This is a genomic window from Cupriavidus phytorum, from assembly GCF_003254285.1.
In the GTDB taxonomy this organism is placed as follows: domain Bacteria; phylum Pseudomonadota; class Gammaproteobacteria; order Burkholderiales; family Burkholderiaceae; genus Cupriavidus; species Cupriavidus phytorum.
The window spans coordinates 1040919-1061981 of sequence record NZ_QKZN01000001.1 but is presented as its reverse complement, the minus strand read 5'-3'; the positions used below and the strand labels follow the sequence as shown (position 1 = coordinate 1061981).

The 21063-nt window shown below is 69.7% G+C and carries 14 protein-coding genes; 6 read left to right on the top strand and 8 right to left on the bottom strand.

Annotated features, from left to right (window positions below):
- The first annotated feature begins 66 nt into the window (after positions 1 to 66).
- The 3 genes from C7416_RS04570 (at position 67) to treY (ending at position 7487) form a co-directional block, all read left to right on the top strand.
- Entirely contained in the window at positions 67 to 2610 is a 2544-nt protein-coding gene (locus tag C7416_RS04570; RefSeq protein ID WP_111517308.1) for a glycogen/starch/alpha-glucan phosphorylase, read from the top strand.
- A 198-nt stretch (positions 2611 to 2808) separates the two neighbouring features.
- A complete protein-coding gene (locus C7416_RS04565) occupies positions 2809 to 4821 on the top strand; it encodes a malto-oligosyltrehalose trehalohydrolase (protein ID WP_111517307.1) in 2013 nt (670 codons plus the stop codon).
- Positions 4818 to 7487 carry a malto-oligosyltrehalose synthase gene (gene treY / locus C7416_RS04560; protein ID WP_111517502.1) on the top strand — a complete coding sequence of 890 codons (2670 nt, stop codon included), beginning with the start codon at positions 4818 to 4820 and terminating at the stop codon, positions 7485 to 7487. The genes C7416_RS04565 and treY overlap by 4 nt, the downstream gene beginning before the upstream one ends.
- An 8-nt stretch (positions 7488 to 7495) precedes the next feature.
- On the opposite strand, the gene C7416_RS04555 is transcribed toward treY, so the two are convergent.
- Entirely contained in the window at positions 7496 to 8062 is a 567-nt protein-coding gene (locus C7416_RS04555) for a malto-oligosyltrehalose synthase (RefSeq protein ID WP_111517306.1), read from the bottom strand.
- Between the two features lie 469 nt (positions 8063 to 8531).
- Between C7416_RS04555 and C7416_RS04550 the strand changes: the two genes are divergently transcribed.
- From C7416_RS04550 to C7416_RS04540, 3 genes are read left to right on the top strand one after another with little or no spacing between them, the layout of a single operon-like run.
- On the top strand, positions 8532 to 8903 hold the full coding sequence (locus C7416_RS04550; protein ID WP_111517305.1) for a BON domain-containing protein: 372 nt from the start codon (positions 8532 to 8534) through the stop codon (positions 8901 to 8903).
- 47 nt (positions 8904 to 8950) lie between these two features.
- Positions 8951 to 9181, top strand: a complete 231-nt coding sequence (locus C7416_RS04545; RefSeq protein ID WP_025585081.1) for a hypothetical protein — start codon at positions 8951 to 8953, stop codon at positions 9179 to 9181.
- Positions 9182 to 9223: 42 nt separating this feature from the next.
- The gene (locus C7416_RS04540) at positions 9224 to 9622 is read left to right on the top strand and encodes a hypothetical protein (RefSeq protein ID WP_111517304.1); all 399 of its coding nucleotides are present in this window, start codon (positions 9224 to 9226) and stop codon (positions 9620 to 9622) included.
- A gap of 71 nt (positions 9623 to 9693) precedes the next feature.
- On the opposite strand, the gene C7416_RS04535 is transcribed toward C7416_RS04540, so the two are convergent.
- The 7 genes from C7416_RS04535 to C7416_RS04505 form a co-directional block, all read right to left on the bottom strand.
- On the bottom strand, positions 9694 to 10377 hold the full coding sequence (locus C7416_RS04535; RefSeq protein WP_111517303.1) for a BON domain-containing protein: 684 nt from the start codon (positions 10375 to 10377) through the stop codon (positions 9694 to 9696).
- Entirely contained in the window at positions 10364 to 11251 is an 888-nt protein-coding gene (locus tag C7416_RS04530) for an endonuclease/exonuclease/phosphatase family protein (RefSeq protein ID WP_111517302.1), read from the bottom strand. Before C7416_RS04530 ends, C7416_RS04535 begins: the two co-directional genes overlap by 14 nt.
- A 35-nt stretch (positions 11252 to 11286) precedes the next feature.
- Complete coding sequence (locus C7416_RS04525; RefSeq protein ID WP_111517301.1) at positions 11287 to 11655, bottom strand: endonuclease; 369 nt, start codon at positions 11653 to 11655, stop codon at positions 11287 to 11289.
- A 102-nt stretch (positions 11656 to 11757) separates the two neighbouring features.
- On the bottom strand, positions 11758 to 17628 hold the full coding sequence (uvrA, locus tag C7416_RS04520; protein WP_111517300.1) for an excinuclease ABC subunit UvrA: 5871 nt from the start codon (positions 17626 to 17628) through the stop codon (positions 11758 to 11760).
- Between the two features lie 163 nt (positions 17629 to 17791).
- Complete coding sequence (locus tag C7416_RS04515) at positions 17792 to 18823, bottom strand: LacI family DNA-binding transcriptional regulator (RefSeq protein ID WP_373425119.1); 1032 nt, start codon at positions 18821 to 18823, stop codon at positions 17792 to 17794.
- Between the two features lie 85 nt (positions 18824 to 18908).
- Positions 18909 to 19892 carry a tripartite tricarboxylate transporter substrate binding protein gene (locus tag C7416_RS04510; RefSeq protein ID WP_111517298.1) on the bottom strand — a complete coding sequence of 328 codons (984 nt, stop codon included), beginning with the start codon at positions 19890 to 19892 and terminating at the stop codon, positions 18909 to 18911.
- 39 nt (positions 19893 to 19931) lie between these two features.
- Complete coding sequence (locus C7416_RS04505; RefSeq protein ID WP_111517297.1) at positions 19932 to 21026, bottom strand: porin; 1095 nt, start codon at positions 21024 to 21026, stop codon at positions 19932 to 19934.
- Between the last annotated feature and the right edge of the window lie 37 nt (positions 21027 to 21063).

The following is a 21063-nucleotide window of genomic DNA, read 5'->3' as shown; positions in this document are numbered from 1 at the left end:
CATCGATCGTGCAACCGCCTTTCGATCCGCTAAGCTTGACCCACCCCCATGCGCAGGAGCCCCGCCATGAACGAAGCCATCCGGCCCGAGCATGCCGATGACACCCGCACCGCCCTGTCCGGCGCCAGCCTGCGCCAGGCCTTTCTCGACCACCTGTTCCATACCCAGGGCAAGCTGCCCGGCCACGCCAGCGAAAACGACCTCTACCAGGCCGCGGCGCATACCGTGCGCGACCGCCTGGTGCAGCGCTGGATCAGCACCGCCGAAGCCTACCTGGGCCAGCCGTCGCGCACGGTGGCCTACCTGTCCGCCGAATTCCTGATGGGCCCGCACCTGGGCAACAACCTGATCAACCTGGGCATCTTCGAGGAAGTCTGCGAGGCCATGGAGGCGGCCGGGCTCGATCTCGCGCGCATCCTCGACCAGGAAGTCGAGCCAGGACTCGGCAACGGCGGCCTGGGCCGGCTGGCGGCGTGCTTCATGGATTCGCTCGCGACGCTGGAGATCCCCGCGCTCGGCTACGGCATCCGCTACGAGTACGGCATCTTCCAGCAGACCATCATGGACGGCATGCAGGTGGAGAAGACCGATACCTGGCTGCGCAATGGCAACCCGTGGGAGATCCAGCGCTCCGAATGGGCGGTGCAGGTGCGCCTGGGCGGGCACACCGAGCACTACACCGACGACCGCGGCCACTACCGCGTGCGCTGGGTGCCGGCCAAGACGGTGGTCGGCGTGCCGTTCGATTCGCCGATCCTGGGCTACCGCGTCAACACCGTGAACACGCTGCGGCTGTGGCGCGCCGACGCAACCGAGGCGTTCGACTTCCACACCTTCAACCGCGGCGACTACCTTGGCGCCGTCAGCAAGAAGGTGACCTCCGAGAACCTGACCAAGGTGCTCTACCCCAACGACGAAACCACGCAGGGCAAGGAGCTGAGGCTCGAGCAGCAGTATTTCTTCGTCGCCTGCTCGCTGCAGGACATGCTGCGGCTGCTCGCGGTCGACGGCATCCCGGTGACGCGCTTCCACGAGAAGTTCGCGGTGCAGCTCAATGACACCCACCCCGCCGTGGGCATTGCCGAACTGATGCGGCTGCTGGTCGACGAGCACGACCTGCCCTGGAACGAGGCCTGGCACATCACCCAGAACGCCTTTGCCTATACCAACCACACGCTGCTGCCCGAGGCGCTGGAGCAATGGCCGCTGCCGCTGTTCGGGCGGGTGCTGCCGCGCCACCTCGAGATCATCCTGGAGATCAACGCGCGTTTCCTGGACGAGGTGCGGATCCGCTTCTACGGCGACGAATCGCGGCTGGCGCGGCTGTCGCTGATCGACGAGCATGGCCAGCGCCACGTGCGCATGGCCAACCTGGCGTGCGTGGGCAGCCATGCCGTCAATGGCGTGGCCGAGCTGCACTCGCGCCTGATGCGCGAGGACGTGCTCAAGGACTTCTACGAGATGTGGCCGGAGAAGTTCACCAGCATCACCAACGGCGTGACGCCGCGGCGCTGGCTGGCGCTGTCCAACCCGCGGCTGACGCGGCTGGTATCCGATGCGATCGGCGATGGCTGGATCTCTGACCTCGAACAGCTGCGCGCGCTGGAGCCGCATGCCGAAGACGCCGGCTTCCGCGACTCGTGGCAGGCCGCGCGGCTGGCCAACAAGACCGACCTGGCGCAGCTGGTGCGCGACACCACCGGCGTGGTGATCGACCCGTCGTCGATGTTCGACGTGATGGTCAAGCGCATCCACGAATACAAGCGCCAGCACCTGGCGGTGCTGCATGTGATCGCGCTGTACCACCGCATCAAGTCCGACCCGGGCGCGCAGATCCAGCCGCGCACCTTCCTGTTCGGCGGCAAGGCCGCGCCCGGCTACGCCTATGCCAAGCTGATGATCCGCTTCATCACCTCGGTGGCCGACGTGGTCAACCGCGACCCGCAGGTGCGCGACCGGCTCAAGGTGGTGTTCCTGCCCAACTTCAACGTCACCTACGGCCAGCGCATCTACCCGGCGGCGGACCTGGCCGAGCAGATCTCTCTGGCGGGCAAGGAAGCCTCGGGCACCGGCAACATGAAGTTCGCGATGAACGGCGCGCTGAATATCGGCACCATGGACGGCGCCAATATCGAATTGCGCGAAGCGGTGGGCCACGACAACTTCTTCCCGTTCGGCCTGACCGCGCCCGAGGTCTATGCGCTGCGCGACAGCGGCTACGACCCGGCCGCGTACTACCACAGCAACCCGCAGCTGCGCGCGGTGATCGACCTGGTGCAGCAGGGCTTCTTCTCGCGCGGCGAGCCCGGCCTGTTCCGCCCGTTGTTCGAGCCGCAGCATGGGCACGATCCCTACCTGCTGATGGCGGATTTCGCCGCCTATATCGATTGCCAGCAGAAGGTGTCGGCCGCGTATGCCGATCAGGCGCGCTGGCAGCGCATGTCGGTGCTGTCGTGCGCGCGCTCGGGGCGCTTTTCGTCGGACCGGGCCATCCGCGAATACTGCGAGCGCGTCTGGCATGTCGCGCCGGTGCCGGTGCGGCTGCTGCACCGCGCCAGCGGCGAGCCCTGGCAGGTGGAAGCCGGCGTGAGCGGGCCGCGCGCGGCCTGAGGCGCGCAACAGTTGCCCGCGCCGATGGCATGGGCGAAGGCGCAGGGTAGTTTCTACAATGCCACAGGTAACAAAGCCCGCGCCGCGCTGCCCCGCGGGCTTGCCGGTGGCGCCCCGAATGCGCCGTTCTGCTGGCATGGAGTTCGCATTGCGCAAGGATCCTATTCCCCCAGAACCCTCAGAAGGCAGGAGCCGAATTTGAACGCCGACCCCTTTCTCCTCGCTCCCGGCACGCGCTCTGCCGTGCCGCCGCTGGCGCCGTTCGACTGCTTTGCCGCGCCTTCGGCATCCCCCTTCTGCACCCACGACGAACCCACGCAGGACTACCTGTTCGGGCCGGCCTGGCTGCCGGACGGACGGGTACGCTTCCGGCTGTGGGCGCCAGACGCCGCCGAGCAGGGCCACGCCGTGCGCGTGGAGATCGCCGGGCTGGGGCCGGTGCCGATGGCGTGCGGGCCCAACGGGTGGTTCGAGGCGATCGTGCCGGGCTGCGCGGGCGCGCGCTACTGGTTCCGCCTCGACGACGGCACCACCGTGCCCGACCCGGCCTCGCGCTGGCAGGCCGACGATGTCCACGGCCCCAGCATCGTGCCGGCACGCGATGCCGCCAGCGCGTTTGCGTGGACCTGCCCCGACTGGCGCGGCCGCCCCTGGCACGAAGCCATCGTCTATGAAATGCACGTCGGCCTGTGCGGCGGCTACGCGGGCGCCGCGCAGCAACTGCCGCGGCTGGCGGCGCTGGGCTTCACCGCGGTCGAGCTGATGCCGGTCGCCGAGTTTCCCGGCACGCGCAACTGGGGCTATGACGGCGTGTTGCCGTTTGCGCCGGAGTCCGGCTACGGCACGCCCGACGACCTGCGCGCACTGGTCGACCGCGCCCACCAGCTCGGCATGATGGTGCTGCTGGACGTGGTCTACAACCATTTCGGGCCGGAGGGCAACTATCTGCACCGCTACGCCAGCGCCTTTTTCCGCGCGGACCGCCAGACCCCGTGGGGGCCGGCCATCGATTTCCGCCGGCCGCAGGTGCGGCGCTTCTTTACCGAGAACGCACGCTACTGGCTCGAGCAGTTCCGCTTCGACGGCCTGCGCCTGGACGCCGTGCATGCCATCGAGGACGAAGGCTGGCTGGCGGCGCTGCCGGGCGAACTGCGCACCGCGCTGGCCGATGGCGATGGCCCCCGCCGCCATGTCCACCTGGTGCTTGAGAACGACAACAACGACGCCGCGCTGCTGGCCGCCGGCTACGACGCGCAGTGGAACGACGACGCGCACCACGCGCTGCACGTGCTGCTGACCGGCGAGGACGATGGCTACTACCGGGACTACAGCGCGGCGCCGGATACGGGCGATGGCGGCAGAGGCGGCAATGGCGACAGCGCCGCCGCCGCGCGCGGCGTGCCTGCGCTGCGCCACCTCGCGCGCGTGCTGGGCGAAGGCTTTGCCTACCAGGGCGAACGCTCGGCGTTCCGCTCGGCCGCGCTGCCCGCGGTGGCAGAGGGCGTGCGGCGCGGCCAGCCCAGCGCGCACCTGCCGCCCACGGCCTTTGTCTGCTTCCTGCAGAACCACGACCAGACCGGCAACCGCGCCCTCGGCGAACGGCTGGCGCAACTGGCCGACCGCGAGGCGCTGCGCGCGGCCATCGCCATGCAGCTGCTGTGCCCGCAGGTGCCGCTGGTGTTCATGGGCGAGGAAACCGGCAGCGCGCAGCCGTTCCTGTATTTCACCAGCCATCCGCCCGAGCTGGCCCGCGCCGTGCGCGACGGACGCCGGCGCGAGTTCGCCGCGACCGCCGCGTTCAGCGACGAGGCCCGTGCGGCGGCCATCCCCGATCCCAACGACCCGGCCACGTTCGAAGCCTCGCGCCCGCGCTTCGACGATGACGGCGACTGGACCCCGTACTATCGCGAACTGCTCGCCGTGCGGCGGCGCGAACTGCTGCACCGGCTGGCCGGCTGCCAGAGCGCCGGCGTCGACGTGCTGGGGCCGGCGGCGCTGTGCGCGCGCTGGCGGCTGATGGACGGCGTCGAGCTGAGCCTGTGGCTCAACCTGGGCAACGAAGCCGTGCCGTGCACGCGGCCGTGCCACGATCGCAGCACCGCGCTGCATGAGAGCAGCGCCGGCGCGGCAGCGGCCCTGTCGGCCGGGCTGCTGCCGCAGCGCTCGTGCGTGGCCACCGTGTGCGAGCCCGCCGCGGCCCGCGCGCGATGATGCCTGACGGCGCGCCGCAAGCGCTGCCACGCGCAACCGCCCGGCTGCAGCTGCACCCGGGCTTCACCTTTGCCGATGCCGCCGCCGTGGTCGGCTACTACGCCGCGCTGGGCGTCAGCCACCTCTACCTGTCGCCCATATGCGGCGCGCGGCCCGGCTCCACCCATGGCTATGACGTCACCGATTTCACCGCGGTGCGCGACGAGCTGGGCGGCGAGCCGGGCCTGAAAGCGCTGGCCGCGCGCGCCCGCGACGCCGGCCTCGGCCTGATCGTCGACATCGTGCCCAACCATATGGCGGCCGACCCGACCCACAACGGCTGGTGGCGCGACGTGCTGGCACATGGCCGCGGCAGCCCGTACGCGGCCAGCTTCGACATCGACTGGACCCCGCGCGACCGGGCACTGCATGGCAAGGTGCTGCTGCCGATCCTGGGGCAATCGTACTGGGACACCGTGGTGGCCGGCGAACTGCGCTGGGTGCCGGCCAGCGACGATGTCCCAGCCCATCTGCGCTATTTCGACCACACCCTGCCGCTGGCGCCGGGCAGCGTCGACGCCGAAGCCGAACGCGACGGCCAGGCCTGGTACGACGCCACGCGTGCCGACGGCCGCAGCCGGCTCCATGCCCTGCTGGAACGCCAACACTACCGGCTGGCCTGGTGGCGCACCGCCGCCGCCGCGCAGAACTGGCGCCGCTTCTTCGAGATCAGCGACTTGGTCGGCGTGCGCGAGGAAGACGAGCGGGTGTTCGACGCGGTCCATGCGCTGGTCCTGCGCCTGCTGCGCGAAGGCTGGATCGACGGCGTGCGCGTCGACCACGTCGACGGCCTGGCCGATCCCGCCGGCTATTGCCGCCGGCTGCGTGCCGAACTGGACCGCCATGCCGCCGCGCGCCCGCCCACGCTGCGGCTGGAGCGTCCGTGGCTGGTGGTCGAGAAGATCCTGGGCCCGCGCGAGCGCCTGGCGCCGGACTGGCAGGTGCATGGCACCACCGGCTATGACTTCATGGACGAAGTCGCCGCGGTGCTGCATGACGGCGACGGCGAGACCCCGCTGGACGCGCTGTGGGCGACGGTCAGCGGCGATGCGCGCGGCTTTGCCGAGCATGTCGAGGCCGCGCGGCGCCAGGTGCTGGAGCGGCACCTGGTGACGGAATTCGAAGGCGCCGCAGCGTGCCTGCGCGACTGCGCCGAGCAGGAGCCCGGCACGCGCGACCTGACCCGGGCAGCGCTGCGGCGCGCGCTGGCCGCGCTGATGGCCGCGGTGCCGGTGTATCGCAGCTACTTCGATGCGCATCCGGCCGAACGCGACGCGGCCGCGGCGCTTGCCGATGACGCCATGCTCGAACAAGCCATGCGCGCGGCCCGCGTCGGCCTGGCGCCCGACGAAGCGGTGGCGCTGGCCTTTATCGGCGGCTGCCTGCGCACCGCCGCGCCGGCCGACAGCGAAACCGGCGCACTGCGCCGCCGGCTGCAGCAGCTGATGCCGGCGCTGGCGGCCAAGGCCGGCGAGGACACCGCGTTCTACCGCTACGGCCGGCTACTGTCGCGCAACGAAGTCGGCAGCGATCCGGCCCGGCTGGCGATGCCGCCGGCGCAATTCCACGCCCGCATGGCGGCGCGGCGGCTGGCCTGCCCCTACGCCATGCTCGCTACCGCGACCCACGACCACAAGCGCGGCGAAGACGCACGCATGCGCCTGGCGGTGCTGAGCGAGGTCCCGGGCGCGTGGGCCGATGCCGTGGCCGCGTGGGAGGCCGCGTCGGCCGGGCTGCTGGCTACCTTGCCGCAAGCGCCGGACCCGGGCGACCGGCTGATGCTGTACCAGACCCTGGTCGGCGCCTGGCCGATGGAAGACCTGGACCTTGCCGACGACGCCGGCGCCGCGCAGCCCTTGCTGGAGCGCGTGGGCGCGTGGCAGCGCAAGGCCATCCGCGAAGCCAAGCGCCACGGCAACTGGACCTGCCCCGACACCGACTACGAAAGCGCATGCGAGGCCTTCCTGCACGGCCTTTCCGCACATGCGCCAGCCGGCGGAGCCGGCAGTGTGCTGGCGCAGATCGGCCAGTTCGTGCAGCGCATTGCCGCGGCCGGGGCCCTGAACAGCCTGGCGCAGGTGCTGGTGCAACTGACCGCGCCCGGCATTCCGGACCGCTACCAGGGCTGCGAAGGCTGGGACCTGAGCCTGGTCGATCCCGACAACCGGCGCCCGCCCGACTACGCCCGGCTGCAGGCCCGGCTGAGCTGCAGCGCGGGCTGGGCCCACTGGCTGGCGCACTGGCGCGACGGCCGCATCAAGCAGCAGCTGGTGCGGCAGGTGCTGGCGGTGCGCCGCGCGCATGCCGCGCTGTTCGCCGACGGCCAATACAGCATGCTCGCCGCGCAGGGCGCGCTGGTGCCGCAGGTGCTGGCGTTCGCGCGCAGCGCCGACGGGCGCCAGGCCATCACCGTGGTGACCCGGCTTGCCGCGGCGCGCGTCGACCCCGCCCTGCCGCGCATTCCGCAAGCGGCCTGGGGTGATACCACGCTCAACGTGGGTGCGCCGCAACCGAGCCGCTGGACCGATGCCCTGACTGGCCATGTCATCGACGCACCCATGGGCCGCCTGCGGCTGCGCGAAGTGCTGGGCGGCCTGCCGGTGGCGCTGCTGCTGCGCGAGCCCTGAGGCGAGGCTCAGGAGCGCGGCGGCGCCGTGGATGGCAATCCGATCGGCGTGAGCGGTGCGTGCGACGCCTGGGTCGGCGAGGCGCTGCGTTCTTGCGGCAGGTAGGGCCGGATCACCACGGCCACGTAGTCGTCTTCCTTGGGCGTTACCACGATGTACGCGAGCCCCGACATCACCAGGCCGACCTCGCCGAGTTCGGTGGCGATGCGCGCAACGATAAAGCGCTGCAGCAGCATCGGATTGACGCTGTCGTCGATCGCAAGCGCGGCGGTGCAGATGGTCAGGAAGCAGCGTTCGACCTCGCGGCACACCACCACCACTTCATCGATGGCATAGCCGGCGCGGCTGGCCCGCACCAGCACCGACACCCCCGCACTGGGCGCGGCGCGGTGCCATCCCGGCTTGACCTTGAAGCTGGGCAGGGCCAGGCCGGAGCCGGTGTCCTGCGCGACGGTGTTGAAACGCTGGGCGAAGTCCGAAGGCGTGATCGCAAGCAGCTGGCGCTCGACCGGTGCCGACGACACCGATACCGACGAGGCCAGGACCACGGTGGACAGAATGCTGGCTAGGTTCATAGCTTCCTCGCAACGGCTATACGCTCCCCCGCGCTGTCGGGCCCGGCAGCACACGGCCGCAAGCTGCGCCGCGGCGGGAAGGCCGGCGTTGCGGGTGCTCGCCGGCACTTGCCGCACGCCAGTTGTTGCCAGCATTTCCTTCACTATAGACAGGACCGCACGCCAGCACAGGACGGAACGCAAGCGGCACGCCAGGGGCCGCGCCGAGGCTCATCGCAGCGCTGCCAGCGCACTGCGGCGCGTCGGCCACGCGCGCCATGCAGTTTCTGCAGCGCCTGTAAAAACTACGGCGCATGCGGCACCGCGCCGCGCCGGCGGCGGCGCCGCATCGCGCACAGTCCGCGCCGTGGGGCAGCATCGGCCGGCTGGTGGCAGTGCCCGCGCCCCTGGCCATGCGGGAACGGAGCTTGCAGGCAAATTGCAGGTGCGGGCTGAACCGCAGGCCCGCCAGCATGTACAGGAGGGCCTCATGACCGCACGCTATCGTTTCCGCATCGCCGCGCTGGCGTTGCCGCTGGCAGTGCTGGCCACGGCTGCCTCCGCGCCGGGCACCGCGGCACCGACCGACGCGCCCGCGGCGCCGTCTTCCACGGGCCGCACCGCGGCACCGCGCGACACCGCTGCCGCCAGCGACCGCGCCATCACTGCCGAGGTGCAGGCGCGCCTGGCCAATGCGCGCACGCTGGACCCCGCCAGGATCCGCGTTTCGACCACCGACGGCGTGGTCAAGCTCGAAGGCACCGTGCGCGACGACAAACAGCGTACGATGGCCATGGAACTGGCGCGTTCCGTGCGCGGCGTCAGCGCGGTTTCGGATGAACTGCGCGCCGGCACCGATTGACGACCTCGCCTGTCCGGCAGCGCCATGCCAACCTTGATGGAGACGTGATGAGCACCCATCGCCAGCCCGACCACGACACCACCCGCCGCCGCAGCGAGCCCCGCGACCCGCACAAGGGCGGCCCCGACACCGAGCACGAGCGCGGCAAGCCGGGGCGCGACCGGCGCCACGATGTCGAGCGCGAGCACGACATTCCCGACGAGAACGGCGAGCCGCCCTCGGTCAGGCGTCCCGGCGGCAAGCCCGAGGAAAGCGAGCCGCCGGTCGAGAACTACTGAACCGCGGCGACCCGCCTTGCACCCAACCGAACAGGAGACATGATGAGCAAGACCGTACGTACCGGACCCACCCGGCATGCCGGCACCCGCACCGATCGCGTGGGCAGCCCGTCAGCGGGCCGGCGCGAAGGCGCGCAGGCCGCCTCCGGCCGCGGCCGTTCGCCCCGGAACACGGCCACCGGTGCGGCGCGCGCCGAGGCCGGCAACATCCCCAGCACGCTGGATCCGGACCTCGACCAGGAGACCAACGATATCGAGGACGAACTCGAGCAGCGCGACGAGGATGCGCACAGCCCCGAGGAAGAGGAAACCCCCGAGGAAGAGATTGCCGATGAAGTGGTGCGCGCGGCCGAGGCCCTGCCCAGCGACGTGCCGGTCGACAAGGCCGACCGCACCGACGAGCGCGAAGAGAATCCGCCGCGCCCGCCCCGGGTGGATTGACCCGGCACCGCGCGGCGCGGCTTCGCAGAACCACAAGCGGGGCGGCTCCGGAGGCTACGGAGCCGCCCTGGTCATTCGGACGCCAGGATGCCGTAGGGCCGCACCCGGATGTGGTTGATCACGTCCTGCACGCCGAACACGCGTTCGGCAATCTCCTCGATGTCGTACTTGCTGCGGCGGTCGCCGACGTGGCCCTCCAGCGTTACCAGGCCGTCCTGCACCCGCACCGTGACTTCGCTGACATCGAGCTCCTGCGCATGCGCGAGCCGGTCGCAGACTTCATCATGGATGCGGTCGTCGCCGCGGCGGTAGTTTTTCGGGCCGCCCCGGCGGTAGCCCCGGTACGCAGGCACATCCCAGTCGTCGGCGCCATAACCGCCCGCGCCGCCCGCGCTACCGTATGGCGCGCCGGCAGGCCCGCCATACCAGTCGCGCCGGCCCTCCCAGCGCTCTTCGCCATACGGTACGCGGCGCCGCGACCATTCGTCTTCATAGCGGGCCTCGTCCCAGGGTTCGGTGGCGGGCCCCGAGCGCCAGGATTCGCCCCCCCTGCCGTACCAGCCTTCGTCCGCGCCTTCGAACGGACGGGTGTCATCACGCGGCAGGCGCTCGGCGGTATTGCCATAGCGGCCCGCGGTCAGGTTGCGCTGCCTGCGGTTGCGCGCCTGTGCGGGAATGCCGCTATAACCCTGGTCGTTGCTGCCGTACTGGTGATCGGGGCGCCTGCGCAGGTATTCATCGTCACGGTGTTTCATTGAAGTCCTCCTTCACGTGCGCAGTGGTACGCCGCTCATTCCACCCGCCTTCCGGCACCTCGAAACAGGCCACCAGCGGCAGGTGGTCCGAGGCCACGCGCGACAGCGGCGAGCGGTGGCTTGCCACCGACACCAGGTGCGCGCGCGGCGATACCCAGATGCGGTCCAGCGCGAACAACGGCAGCCGCGATGGAAAGGTCGCCGTGTGCGGCGTGTGTTCGAAATACGCGTGCAGCCAGCGCAGCGGCCGGCCCCACAAGAACCATTCGTTGACGTCGCCAAGCAGGATGGTCGGCAACGGCGGCGCCGCGGCGACGTAGTTCAGCAACTGCTGCACCTGGTGGCGGCGCTCGCCCGGGCGCAGGCCCAGGTGCGTGGCGATCACGCGCAGCGGATTGGCGCAGCCAGAGGCGGTGCAGGCAACGGTGGCGTCGATGGCGCCGCGCGGCTCGCAGCCCTTGACGGTCAGGTCGATCTGGTTCACGGCCTCGGGGGCGAAGCGCGTCAGCAGCGCATTGCCGTAGTCGGCGCTGCCGCGCACCCGGGTAAAACCCGACACTACGTGCATGCCGGTATGTCCGGCCAGGTATTCCAGCGTATGGTCGTTGCTGCTGCCCGATTCCACCTCCTGCAGCGCAACGATGTCGGCATCGAGTTCCGCCAGCACGGCGGCAATGCGGTCGGGGCGATAGCGGCGATCGGTGCCGACGGCGCGGTGGATGTTGTAGCTGACCACCGTCATCTGGGCCAGGCCCGCCGCGCGCGTCGGCGGGCAATGCAACGCCGCCGGTTCCCCGGCCACGGCCGGGGTATCGCCGGGCTCACGCGCGTGGGCAGGATTTACAAGGGACGGTAAGTCCGGTTGCATTCGCATGACCGGTCTCGGTGAGGGGTTGGAAAGCGGTACCCTCAGGCCCCGTCGAGGAACTGGTTGGGCCTGCCGATGCGGCGGCCCAGGTCAGGGCTTTCCCAGCGGGCGCCTTCCATATACGGGTCCGGCGTGCGCTGCATGGTGGTGCCTGGGATGCCAGGCTGCGCCGGCACGGTCGACGGCTGCGCCTCCGGCGCGGTGGCCGCAGGTGCAGTCGGGGCGAGGTCGGTACGCGTCGGCGCGTTGGCGCCTTGCGTGTAAGGGTCGAACTTGTCGGTGCTGCGCGCGCCCTGCGAATACGGGTCGTAGGAGCCGCGCGGCGTACCCGGCGTCTGTGCCATGGCGGGAATGGCGGCCGCCGCCACGGCGATGGCAGCGAGCAGTCGGCTGGTGCGGATATGCTTCATGGTTACCTCCGTTGGGGCGCGATGTGCGCGCCAGTAACCATGGGCAAGCGAAAGGCGTGCCCGTACGCCTTTCGCGCCGCCGCTTTCCTGACCTGGCCGGCCTCAGGCGATACTCACCTTGCCCGCGTCGGCGTTGCCGCGCGACAGCACCGGCACCAGCGCCGCGCCCGTATGGCTGGCGCGGTTGCGCGACAGCGCTTCGGGATCGGCCGCGCCGACGATGGTGCCGCCGCCCGCGCCGCCTTCGGGACCCAGGTCGATGATCCAGTCGGCCTCGGCAATCACGTCGAGGTCATGCTCGATCACCACCACGCTATGGCCGCCGTCGGTGAGCCGGTGCAGCACGCGGATCAGCCGCGCCACGTCGGCCATGTGCAGGCCCACGGTCGGTTCGTCGAGCACGTACAGCGTGTGCGGCGCCTTCTGGCCGCGCCGCGTGATGTCGTCGCGCACCTTGCTCAGCTCCGTCACCAGCTTGATGCGCTGCGCCTCGCCGCCGGACAGCGTCGGCGACGGCTGGCCCAGGGTCAGGTAGCCCAGGCCCACATCCTTCATCAGCTGCAGCGGATGGGCGATGTTCGACATGGCCGAGAAGAACTCCACCGCCTCGTCGATCTCCATGGTCAGCACTTCGCCGATATTCTTGCCGCGCCAGGTCACGGCCAGGGTCTCAGGATTGAAGCGCTGGCCGTGGCAGACATCGCACGGCACCTTCACGTCCGGCAGGAAGCTCATGCCGATGGTGCGCACGCCCTGCCCCTCGCACGCCGGGCAGCGCCCGTCGCCGGTGTTGAACGAGAAGCGCGACGCAGTGTAGCCGCGTGCGCGCGCTTCCAGCGTATCGGCGAACAGCCGGCGGATGGTGTCCCATACGCCGATATAAGTTGCCGGACAGGAGCGCGGGGTCTTGCCGATCGGGGTCTGGTCCACTTCCAGCACGCGGTCGATCGATTCCCAGCCGGTAATCGCCTCGCAGCCATGCCAGTTGTGCTGGACGTTGAGCGGCTTCCTGGCACCGGCCTTGCCCGCGCTGTTGTCATCCTTGGCCGCATTGCGCGCGCGCCGGGTGGCCGGCGACGACAGCACCGAGCGGCCCACCGCATCGAGCAGGTTGGTCATCAGCACATCGCGCGCCAGCGTCGACTTGCCCGAGCCCGACACCCCGGTGATCGCCACCAGCCGCGACAGCGGCAGGCGCGCGGTCACATTGCGCAGGTTGTGCAGCGACGCGCCGTGCACCGTCAACCATTCCGGCGGATCGGCCGGCTTGCCCGCGGCGCCGGGCCTGACCTTGCGCCGCGGCTGCAGCGGATGGACGATCGGGTTGGCCAGGAACTGGCCGGTGGTGGAGGCCGTCGCCGCGGCCAGCTCGGCCACGCCGCCCTGCGCCACCAACGTGCCGCCGCGCTTGCCCGCGCCCGGGCCGATATCGATGATATGGTCGGCGCGGCGGATGGTGTCTTCGTCGTGCTCGACCACCACCAGCGTGTTGCCCTTGTCGCCCAGCTTGCGCAGCGCGTCCAGCAGGATCTGGTTGTCGCGCGGATGCAGGCCGATGGTGGGCTCGTCCAGCACGTAGCAGACGCCCTGCAGGTTGCTGCCGAGCTGCGCCGCCAGCCGGATGCGTTGCGCCTCGCCGCCGGACAGGCTGGGCGCGGCACGGTCCAGGCTCAGGTAGCCCAGCCCCACTTCTTCCAGGAACTGCAGCCGGCTGCCGATCTCGCTGACCACGTCGCGCGCGATCTCGGCATCGCGCCCGGCCAGGCGCAGCCCGTCGACCCAGCGACGGGTTTCCGATACGGTCCACTGCGCCACGTCGACGATCGCGTTTTGATCGAAGGTCACCGCGCGCGCGACCGGGTTCAGGCGCGTGCCGTGGCAGTCCGGGCACGGCGTGTCGACCACGCCTTCGGGCTCCTGCTCTTCCGACGGCAAGCTCTGCTCGCGGCCGCGGTTGTCGTCGGCCAGCACGGTGTCGTCGAAGGCCGCGCGCTGCTCGCGCGTCAACGCCAGCCCGGTGCCGACGCAGGTGCCGCACCAGCCGTGCTTGCTGTTGTACGAGAACATGCGCGGGTCCAGCTCCGGATAGCTGGTGCCGCATTGCGGGCAGGCACGCTTGGTCGAGAACACCTTGACTTCGCCCACGTGCGCGGTGCCGCCGTTGTGCATGGCATGGTCGAGGCCGTCCAGCGGCGCCAGCAGGTGCATCACGCCCTTGCCGGCCTCTAGCGTCTGCGCCAGCAGCGCGCGCAGTTCGGCCTCGTTCTCGGCCGACACCACCAGGTCGCCGACGGGCAGCTCGATGGTGTGCTCGCGGAAGCGGTCCAGCCGCGGCCACGGGTCCACCGGCAAGAATTCGCCGTCGACGCGCAGGTGCGTATTGCCGCGTGCCTTGGCCCACTTGGCCAGGTCCGTGTAAACGCCCTTGCGGTTGACCACCAGCGGCGCCAGCAGCCCCACGTGCTGGCCGCGATGGTCGCGCAGCAGCTGCGCGGCGATCGATTCGGGACTCTGCGAGGTCACCGGCGCGCCGTCGTGCACGCAGTGCTGGATGCCAAGCTTGACGTACAGCAGGCGCAGGAAGTGCCAGACCTCGGAGGTGGTCGCCACCGTGCTCTTGCGGCCGCCGCGCGACAGGCGCTGCTCGATCGCCACCGTCGGCGGGATGCCGTAGACCGCATCGACTTCGGGCCGGCCCGCGGGCTGCACGATCGAACGGGCATAGGCGTTGAGCGATTCCAGGTAGCGGCGCTGGCCCTCGTGGAACAGGATGTCGAACGCCAGCGTCGACTTGCCGGAGCCCGACACGCCGGTGACTACGTTGAACTTGCCGTGCGGGATGTCGACGTTGAGCGCCTTCAGGTTGTGCTCGTGCGCATTGACGATGCGCACCACGTCCTCGCCTTCCACCTCGCGGCGCGCGCGCCGCGCCTGCAGCGCGGCCTGCAGCGGCACGCCTTCGGTCTCGGCGCGTTCGGCACGTTCGGCGGCCAGCGTGCCGGCTTCAACAAGCGCCGCGTCATAGTGGATCAGCGCCTGGCCGGTATGCGACCCGGCGCAGCGCTTGACCTCTTCGGGCGTGCCGGTGCAGACCACGCGCCCACCCGCGTCGCCGCCCTCGGGGCCCAGGTCGATCAGCCAGTCGGCGGCGCGGATCACGTCGAGGTTGTGCTCGATCACGATCAGCGAATGCCCGCCGTCGAGCAGCTTGCCGAACGCCTGCATCAACTTGGCGATATCGTCGAAATGCAGGCCCGTGGTGGGCTCGTCGAACATGAACAGCCGGCGCGGCATGGTGCTGGGCCGGGTGCGCGACGGCGTCGCCTGCGCGGCTTCGGCGAGGAAGCCGGCCAGCTTGAGGCGCTGCGCCTCGCCGCCCGACAGCGTCGGCACCGGCTGGCCCAGCTTCATGTATTCGAGCCCGACATCGACGATGGGCTGCAGTACGCGCAGCACCGCCGCATCGCCGGCAAAGCAGGCCGCGGCCTCGCTGACGGTAAGTTCCAGCACGTCGGCAATGCTGAGCAGGCGTGGCGGCTGGCCGGGGGCGGCGCGCTCGATCTTTACCTCGAGCACTTCGGGACGGTAGCGGGTGCCGTCGCAGTCCGGGCAGCGCAGGTAGACGTCGCTGAGGAACTGCATCTCGACGTGCTCGAAGCCGGAGCCGCCACAGGTCGGGCAACGCCCGTCGCCGGAGTTGAAGCTGAAGGTGCCCGCGGTATAGCTGCGCTGCAGCGCCAGCGGGGCCCTGGCGAAGAGCTTGCGGATCTCGTCGAAGGCGCCGACATAGCTGGCCGGGTTGGAGCGCGCGGTCTTGCCGATCGGCGACTGGTCGACGAAGACCACGTCGTCGACCAGGTCCGCACCGGTCAGCTGGCGGAACGCGCCCGGCGACTCGGTGGCCTTGCCGAAGTGCCGCGCCATGGCGGGATACAGCACGTCCTGCAGCAGCGTGGACTTGCCCGAGCCGGATACCCCGGTCACGCATACCAGCCGTTGCAGCGGGATCTCCACCGTGACGTCCTGCAGGTTGTGCTCGGTGGCGCCCTCCAGCACGATGCGCGGCTGCTTCGCGTCGACGGGGCGGCGCTGCCAGTGCGAGGCATCGGCCACGCGCCGGCGCCCGCCCAGGTAGTCGCCGGTCAGCGTGCCGGCCTGGCGGATATCCGCCGGGGTGCCGTCGAAGATGATGTTGCCGCCGCGCTCGCCGGGACCTGGGCCCATGTCGATCAGGCGGTCGGCGGCCAGCATCACCGACGGATCATGCTCGACCACCACCAGCGTATTGCCCGCGTCGCGCAGCCGGTGCATGGCCTCGACGATGCGGTTCAGGTCGCGCGGGTGCAGGCCGATGCTGGGTTCGTCCAGCACGAAGAGCGTGTTGACCAGCGACGTGCCCAGCGCCGTGGTCAGGTTGATGCGCTGCACCTCGCCGCCGGACAGCGTGCGGCTCTGGCGGTCCAGCGTCAGGTAGCCCAGGCCTACGTCGCACAGGTACTTCAGGCGCGTGCGCACCTCGGCCAGCAGCAGCTTGAGCGCGTCGTCCAGCATCGCGCTCGGCAGCGACAGGTCGTCGAAGAAGCGGCGGATCCGTTCGATCGGCAGCAGCATCAGGTCATGCACGGTCAGGCCCGGCAGCGCTTCCAGCCGGGTGCGGTCCCAGTCGACGCCGCGCGGCAGGAAGCGGCGCTGCGGCGCCAGCACGGCGTCGGCATTGTCCTTCGAGCCCAGGCGCCACAGCAGCGACTCGGTCTTCAGGCGGGCGCCGCCGCAGGTCTCGCATGGCGTGTAGCTGCGGTACTTCGACAGCAGCACGCGGATGTGCATCTTGTAGGCCTTCGACTCGAGGTAGTTGAAGAACCGCATCACGCCGTACCACTGCTTGTTCCACTGCCCGTTCCAGTCCGGCGAGCCATGGATGACCCAATCGCGCTCGGCCTCGGTCAGCTCAGCCCAGGGCGTGTCGCGCGGGATGCCGGCCTTGCCGGCATAGCGCATCAGGTCGTCCTGGCATTCCTTCCAGGCCGGTGTCTGCATCGGCTTGATCGCGCCGCCGCGCAGCGTCTTGCGCGCGTCGGGAATCACCAGGCCCAGATCGACCCCGATCACGCGGCCGAAGCCGCGGCAGGTTTCGCAGGCGCCGTAGGCCGAGTTGAAGGAAAACAGCGCGGGCTGCGGGTCGGCATAGCGCAGGTCGCTGTCCGGGCTGTGCAGGCCGGTGGAATAGCGCCACACCGGGCCATCGTCGCCATCGGTCAGCACGTAGATGTTGACACGCCCGCCACCCCGCTTCAGCGAGGCCTCGATGGCCTCGACCACGCGCACCTTCTCGGCATTGCCGATGCGGAAGCGGTCCGCGACCACGTCGAGCAGCTTGCGCGCGCCGGTGGGCGACTGCACCACGCGCTGCGCCTGCACGCGCGTATAGCCGCTGACCGACAGCCACTGCTGCACTTCCTCGTCGGTGGCCGATTCCGGCAGCTCCACCGGGAACGTCACCACCAGCCGCGCGTCGTGGTGCGGCTGGCCGGCGGCCGTGCGCGCGACCAGATCGGCGTAAATGGTTTCGGGCGAGTCATGCCGCACCGGCTGCGCGGTCTGCTTGTCGAACAGCTCCGCGGCGCGCGCATACAGCAGCTTCAGGTGGTCGTTCAGCTCGGTCATCGTGCCGACCGTCGACCGCGAGCTGCGCACCGGGTTGGTCTGGTCGATGGCAATCGCCGGCGGCACGCCATCGACGCGCTCGACCTGAGGCCGGTCCATCCGGTCCAGGAACTGGCGCGCGTAGGCGCTGAAGGTCTCGACGTAGCGGCGCTGGCCTTCGGCATAGAGCGTGTCGAACACCAGGCTGGACTTGCCGGAGCCAGACGGCCCGGTCACCACGGTCATCTCGCCGGGGCGCAGGTCGAGATCGACATCCTTGAGGTTGTGCTGGCGGGCGCCGCGAATGCGGATTAGCTGCTTGCTCGACACGGTTTCTCTTTCGGATCAGGACGTTAAGGGAGTGCCGGGAGGGCCCCGGACCACTGTACATCCATACAGTCTATCAGGTTGGAAAGGAATTCGTATCGAGTGCTGTGATTCCTGGAGCTGCCGCGATGGCGCCGAGACTGGCCCGCCGCCTCGGGGCGGCGTTTCACCCCTGGCGCGGCGCCGCCGTGGATCCCCGCACGATGAGGTGGGGCTGCAATTGCACCGTGACCGGATCGGAGGCCGGCTTGCTGATCTTCCTGAGCAGAAGGCGCGCCGCCTCCTCGCCCATCTCGTGCACGGCGATCCGGATCGTCGTCAGCGGCGGCGTCAGTGCGTCGACGAATGGCATGTCGTTGTGACCGATGACCGAGACGTCATCGGGACAACGCAGGCCCTGCTCGCGCAGGTAGTCATAGCAGCCCATCGCGACCAGGTCATTGGCCGCCGCAATCGCGGTCAGCGCAGGCAACGCGGCCAACAGCTGCGCGCAGGCGACCCGGCCCGCATTGCGGGAATAGCTGGATGCCTCGACCACGTGCCAGTCCGCGCGACGCAGGCGATGGCGCCTGACGGCCTGGACAAAGCCCTCGCGGCGCAGGTAGCCGGTCGACAGCGATGCCGGCCCGGCAATATGTCCGATGCGCCGATGACCCAGTTCGACCAGGTGGTCGACCGTCAGCTGCATGGCGCGCGCGCTGTCGCTTACCACCGCGGACACGCCGCCCGACCCTTCGCCGCGATTGACCATCACCACGGGGACATGCCGTGCCAGGCAGTACTCCAGCACCGGGTCTTCCCGTTCCGCGGTGGCCAGCACCAGCCCTTCGACCTGCCGCCCGAGCAGCTGGTCGATCACAAAGCGTTGCCGGCGCTTGTCGCTGCCCGCATTGACCACGATCGGCACGTAGCTTTGCTGCGCAAGCACGGCCTCGATCCCGGCCAGGATCGGCGGGAACACCGGGTTGGCGATATCGGGCAGCACCACGCCGATCAGCCCGGAGCGCTGGGTGCGCAGGCCGGCGGCGATGCGGTTGGGAGAAAAGCCGTGCGCCTCGGCAACGGCCAGCACGCGCGCCGCCACGTCCTCTGCCACGAGATGCCGCGTCGCCGGATTCATCACCCGCGACACGGTCGAGTAATGCACGTCGATCTCGGCAGCCAGGTCTTTGAGGGTGAGGCGCTTGCGCTCGGGCATGGAGGGTGATGGCGGGGAAGGATGGGAGTACGCCATTTTAAGCCAGCGCGCACCCCGTGCTCCGGCGCCCCGCCCGCGCCAGGCGCTACTGCCCCGCAAGCGCCCCGGATTGACGGATGACCGGCGCCAGCTTGCCGATCTCTGCCTGGATATACGACGCGAATTCCTGCGGTGACGAGCGCTTCGGCTCCGCGCCCTGCGCTGCCAGGCGTTCGCGCACGTCCGGCGCGGCCAGCGCCTTGCCGATTTCGGCGTTCAGGGTATCGACGATCTCCTTCGGCGTACCGGCCGGCGCCAGGATGCCGAACCACGAGTCGAAGGCATAGCCCGGCAAGCCGGACTCCGCCACGGTCGGAATATCGGGCAGCGAACTGCTGCGCCGGGCCGTGGTGACCGCCAGCGCGCGCAGCTTGCCTTGCCGCACGAACGGCATGGCCGACACCGTCGGGGCGAACATCATGTCGCCGCGGCCAGCCATGACGTCGGTCAGCGCCTCGCCAGTGCCCTTGTACGGGATATGGACGATATCGATGCCGGCCTGCAACTTGAACATCTCACCGCTGAGGTGGGTGGAACTGCCGGAGCCGGCCGAATCGAAATTCAGTGTCCCGGGCGCCGCCTTGGCAGCCGTCACCACGTCGCGCACCGCCTTGTATTTGCTGCCAGCGTTGACGACCAGCACGTTGGGCACCGTCGCCACCAGCGACACCGGCGTGAAATCCTTGACCGTGTCATAAGCCAGCTTGGGGTACAGCGTGGCATTGATCGCATGGCCAACCGACACCAGGATCAAGGTGTAGCCGTCGGGCGCGGCCTTGGCGACAGCGGTCGCGCCGAGCGTGCCACCGGCGCCGGGACGGTTGTCGACGATGATCTGGTAGGCGCCGCCTTCTGCCATCTTGGTCCCAATGATGCGAGCCAGGATGTCGGTGGCGCTGCCCGCGGAAAACGGCACCACCAGACGGATGGGCTTGCTGGGGTACTGCGGTTGGGCCATCGCGGCGGGTGCCGCGGCAAGCATGAATGTCGAGCTCAGCGCCAGGACGGCGCCTCGGATGTATCGGTTCATGGTCTGTCTCCTCACTCCGGTTGGGTCGATGCGGCGAACTTAGAAGACGTGCCGCATGCCAAGGGCAAAGGTCTGTGGATCGGCGCCGGCGCTGACGCCCAGTTCGTTGATGGCAAAGTCGTAGATCGCATTCCGCTTGTTGTTGATGCGGCTGTAAAAGGCGTATAGCGCGGTGCGCTTTGACAGCGGATAGTCGTAGCCCACCGTTAGCTGCGTGGCGCCAGTTTCCCCGCCGCTGCGGAAGAATCCCACTGTCTCCGTGGCATTGCCGGCGCCATTGCCGGCCAGCGCAAAGCCCACGCGCATGCTCCCCGGCCCCAGCTTCTGCACCAGCGATGCGTAATAGCCGTTGCGCGTCAGATCCCCGGTGGCCGTGCGGTAGTGCAGCCGCTCATAGATCAGCGCGACGGTGGTGCTGGGAAACTTGTACGACACGCCAGCCTTCATCGCGTCGTCATGGCGGCCCGCGGTCTGGTAGTGCTGATGGAGTTCGTAAGCCAGCACCACGTTGAGCGGGCCGTTGTCATAGGCCGCGGAAAAGGAGTACAGCCCCGGATTGCGCGGCACGCTGATCTTCTCCTCGTTGATGCCCCAGGCCGCCGCGCCGCTGAACCCCGCCAGCGACGGCGTCTTGTAGACCAGGATGTTTTTCTGGCGACGGTCGAATGAACTGGTGTCCTGCACGTTGTCCGTGCTCGACGCCGAGCCGTTGCCCATCAGCGCCATGTATCCGGCGGTGGTGGGGTAATACGGGTCGTAGCCCGCGGTCGCCTCGGTATAGGGCGTCTGCCAGTGGCCCATGAACAAGGTCCCCGCCTTGCCCTGCAGGCCGATGCGCGAATTGCGGCCAGCGATCTGGCCCTGGCCGCTATCCAGCGACAGATTGCTCTCGATCTGCCAGATCGCCTTGAGGCTGCCGCCCAGCCCTTCTTCTCCACGCATGCCGAAGACGGAGCGATTGTTGGTCAGCCGGCCGGTGCCGCCAAGATGCGTGCCGTCGGTGGCCGTGTTGGCGCGGGCATATTCCAGTGCCGTGTTAAGGCGCCCATACAGGGTTACGGTGGACTGAGCGCCAGCCTGCCCGGCCCAGCACGCCGTGGCACTGGCTGCCAGCAGCCAGGCCCTTTGGCGCATGGGGGCGATTGTCATGGTTGTCTCCTTTTCCTTGTTG

Coding starts and splice junctions, on each gene's coding strand:
- C7416_RS04510 (WP_111517298.1), bottom strand. CDS start 19,892: ATGAACCGATACATCCGAGGCGCCGTCCTGGCGCTGAGCTCGACATTC.
- C7416_RS04555 (WP_111517306.1), bottom strand. CDS start 8,062: ATGAACCTAGCCAGCATTCTGTCCACCGTGGTCCTGGCCTCGTCGGTA.
- C7416_RS04505 (WP_111517297.1), bottom strand. CDS start 21,026: ATGCGCCAAAGGGCCTGGCTGCTGGCAGCCAGTGCCACGGCGTGCTGG.
- C7416_RS04515 (WP_373425119.1), bottom strand. CDS start 18,823: ATGCCCGAGCGCAAGCGCCTCACCCTCAAAGACCTGGCTGCCGAGATC.
- C7416_RS04540 (WP_111517304.1), top strand. CDS start 9,224: ATGAGCAAGACCGTACGTACCGGACCCACCCGGCATGCCGGCACCCGC.
- C7416_RS04570 (WP_111517308.1), top strand. CDS start 67: ATGAACGAAGCCATCCGGCCCGAGCATGCCGATGACACCCGCACCGCC.
- C7416_RS04545 (WP_025585081.1), top strand. CDS start 8,951: ATGAGCACCCATCGCCAGCCCGACCACGACACCACCCGCCGCCGCAGC.
- treY (WP_111517502.1), top strand. CDS start 4,818: ATGATGCCTGACGGCGCGCCGCAAGCGCTGCCACGCGCAACCGCCCGG.
- C7416_RS04525 (WP_111517301.1), bottom strand. CDS start 11,655: ATGAAGCATATCCGCACCAGCCGACTGCTCGCTGCCATCGCCGTGGCG.
- C7416_RS04535 (WP_111517303.1), bottom strand. CDS start 10,377: ATGAAACACCGTGACGATGAATACCTGCGCAGGCGCCCCGATCACCAG.
- C7416_RS04530 (WP_111517302.1), bottom strand. CDS start 11,251: ATGCGAATGCAACCGGACTTACCGTCCCTTGTAAATCCTGCCCACGCG.
- C7416_RS04550 (WP_111517305.1), top strand. CDS start 8,532: ATGACCGCACGCTATCGTTTCCGCATCGCCGCGCTGGCGTTGCCGCTG.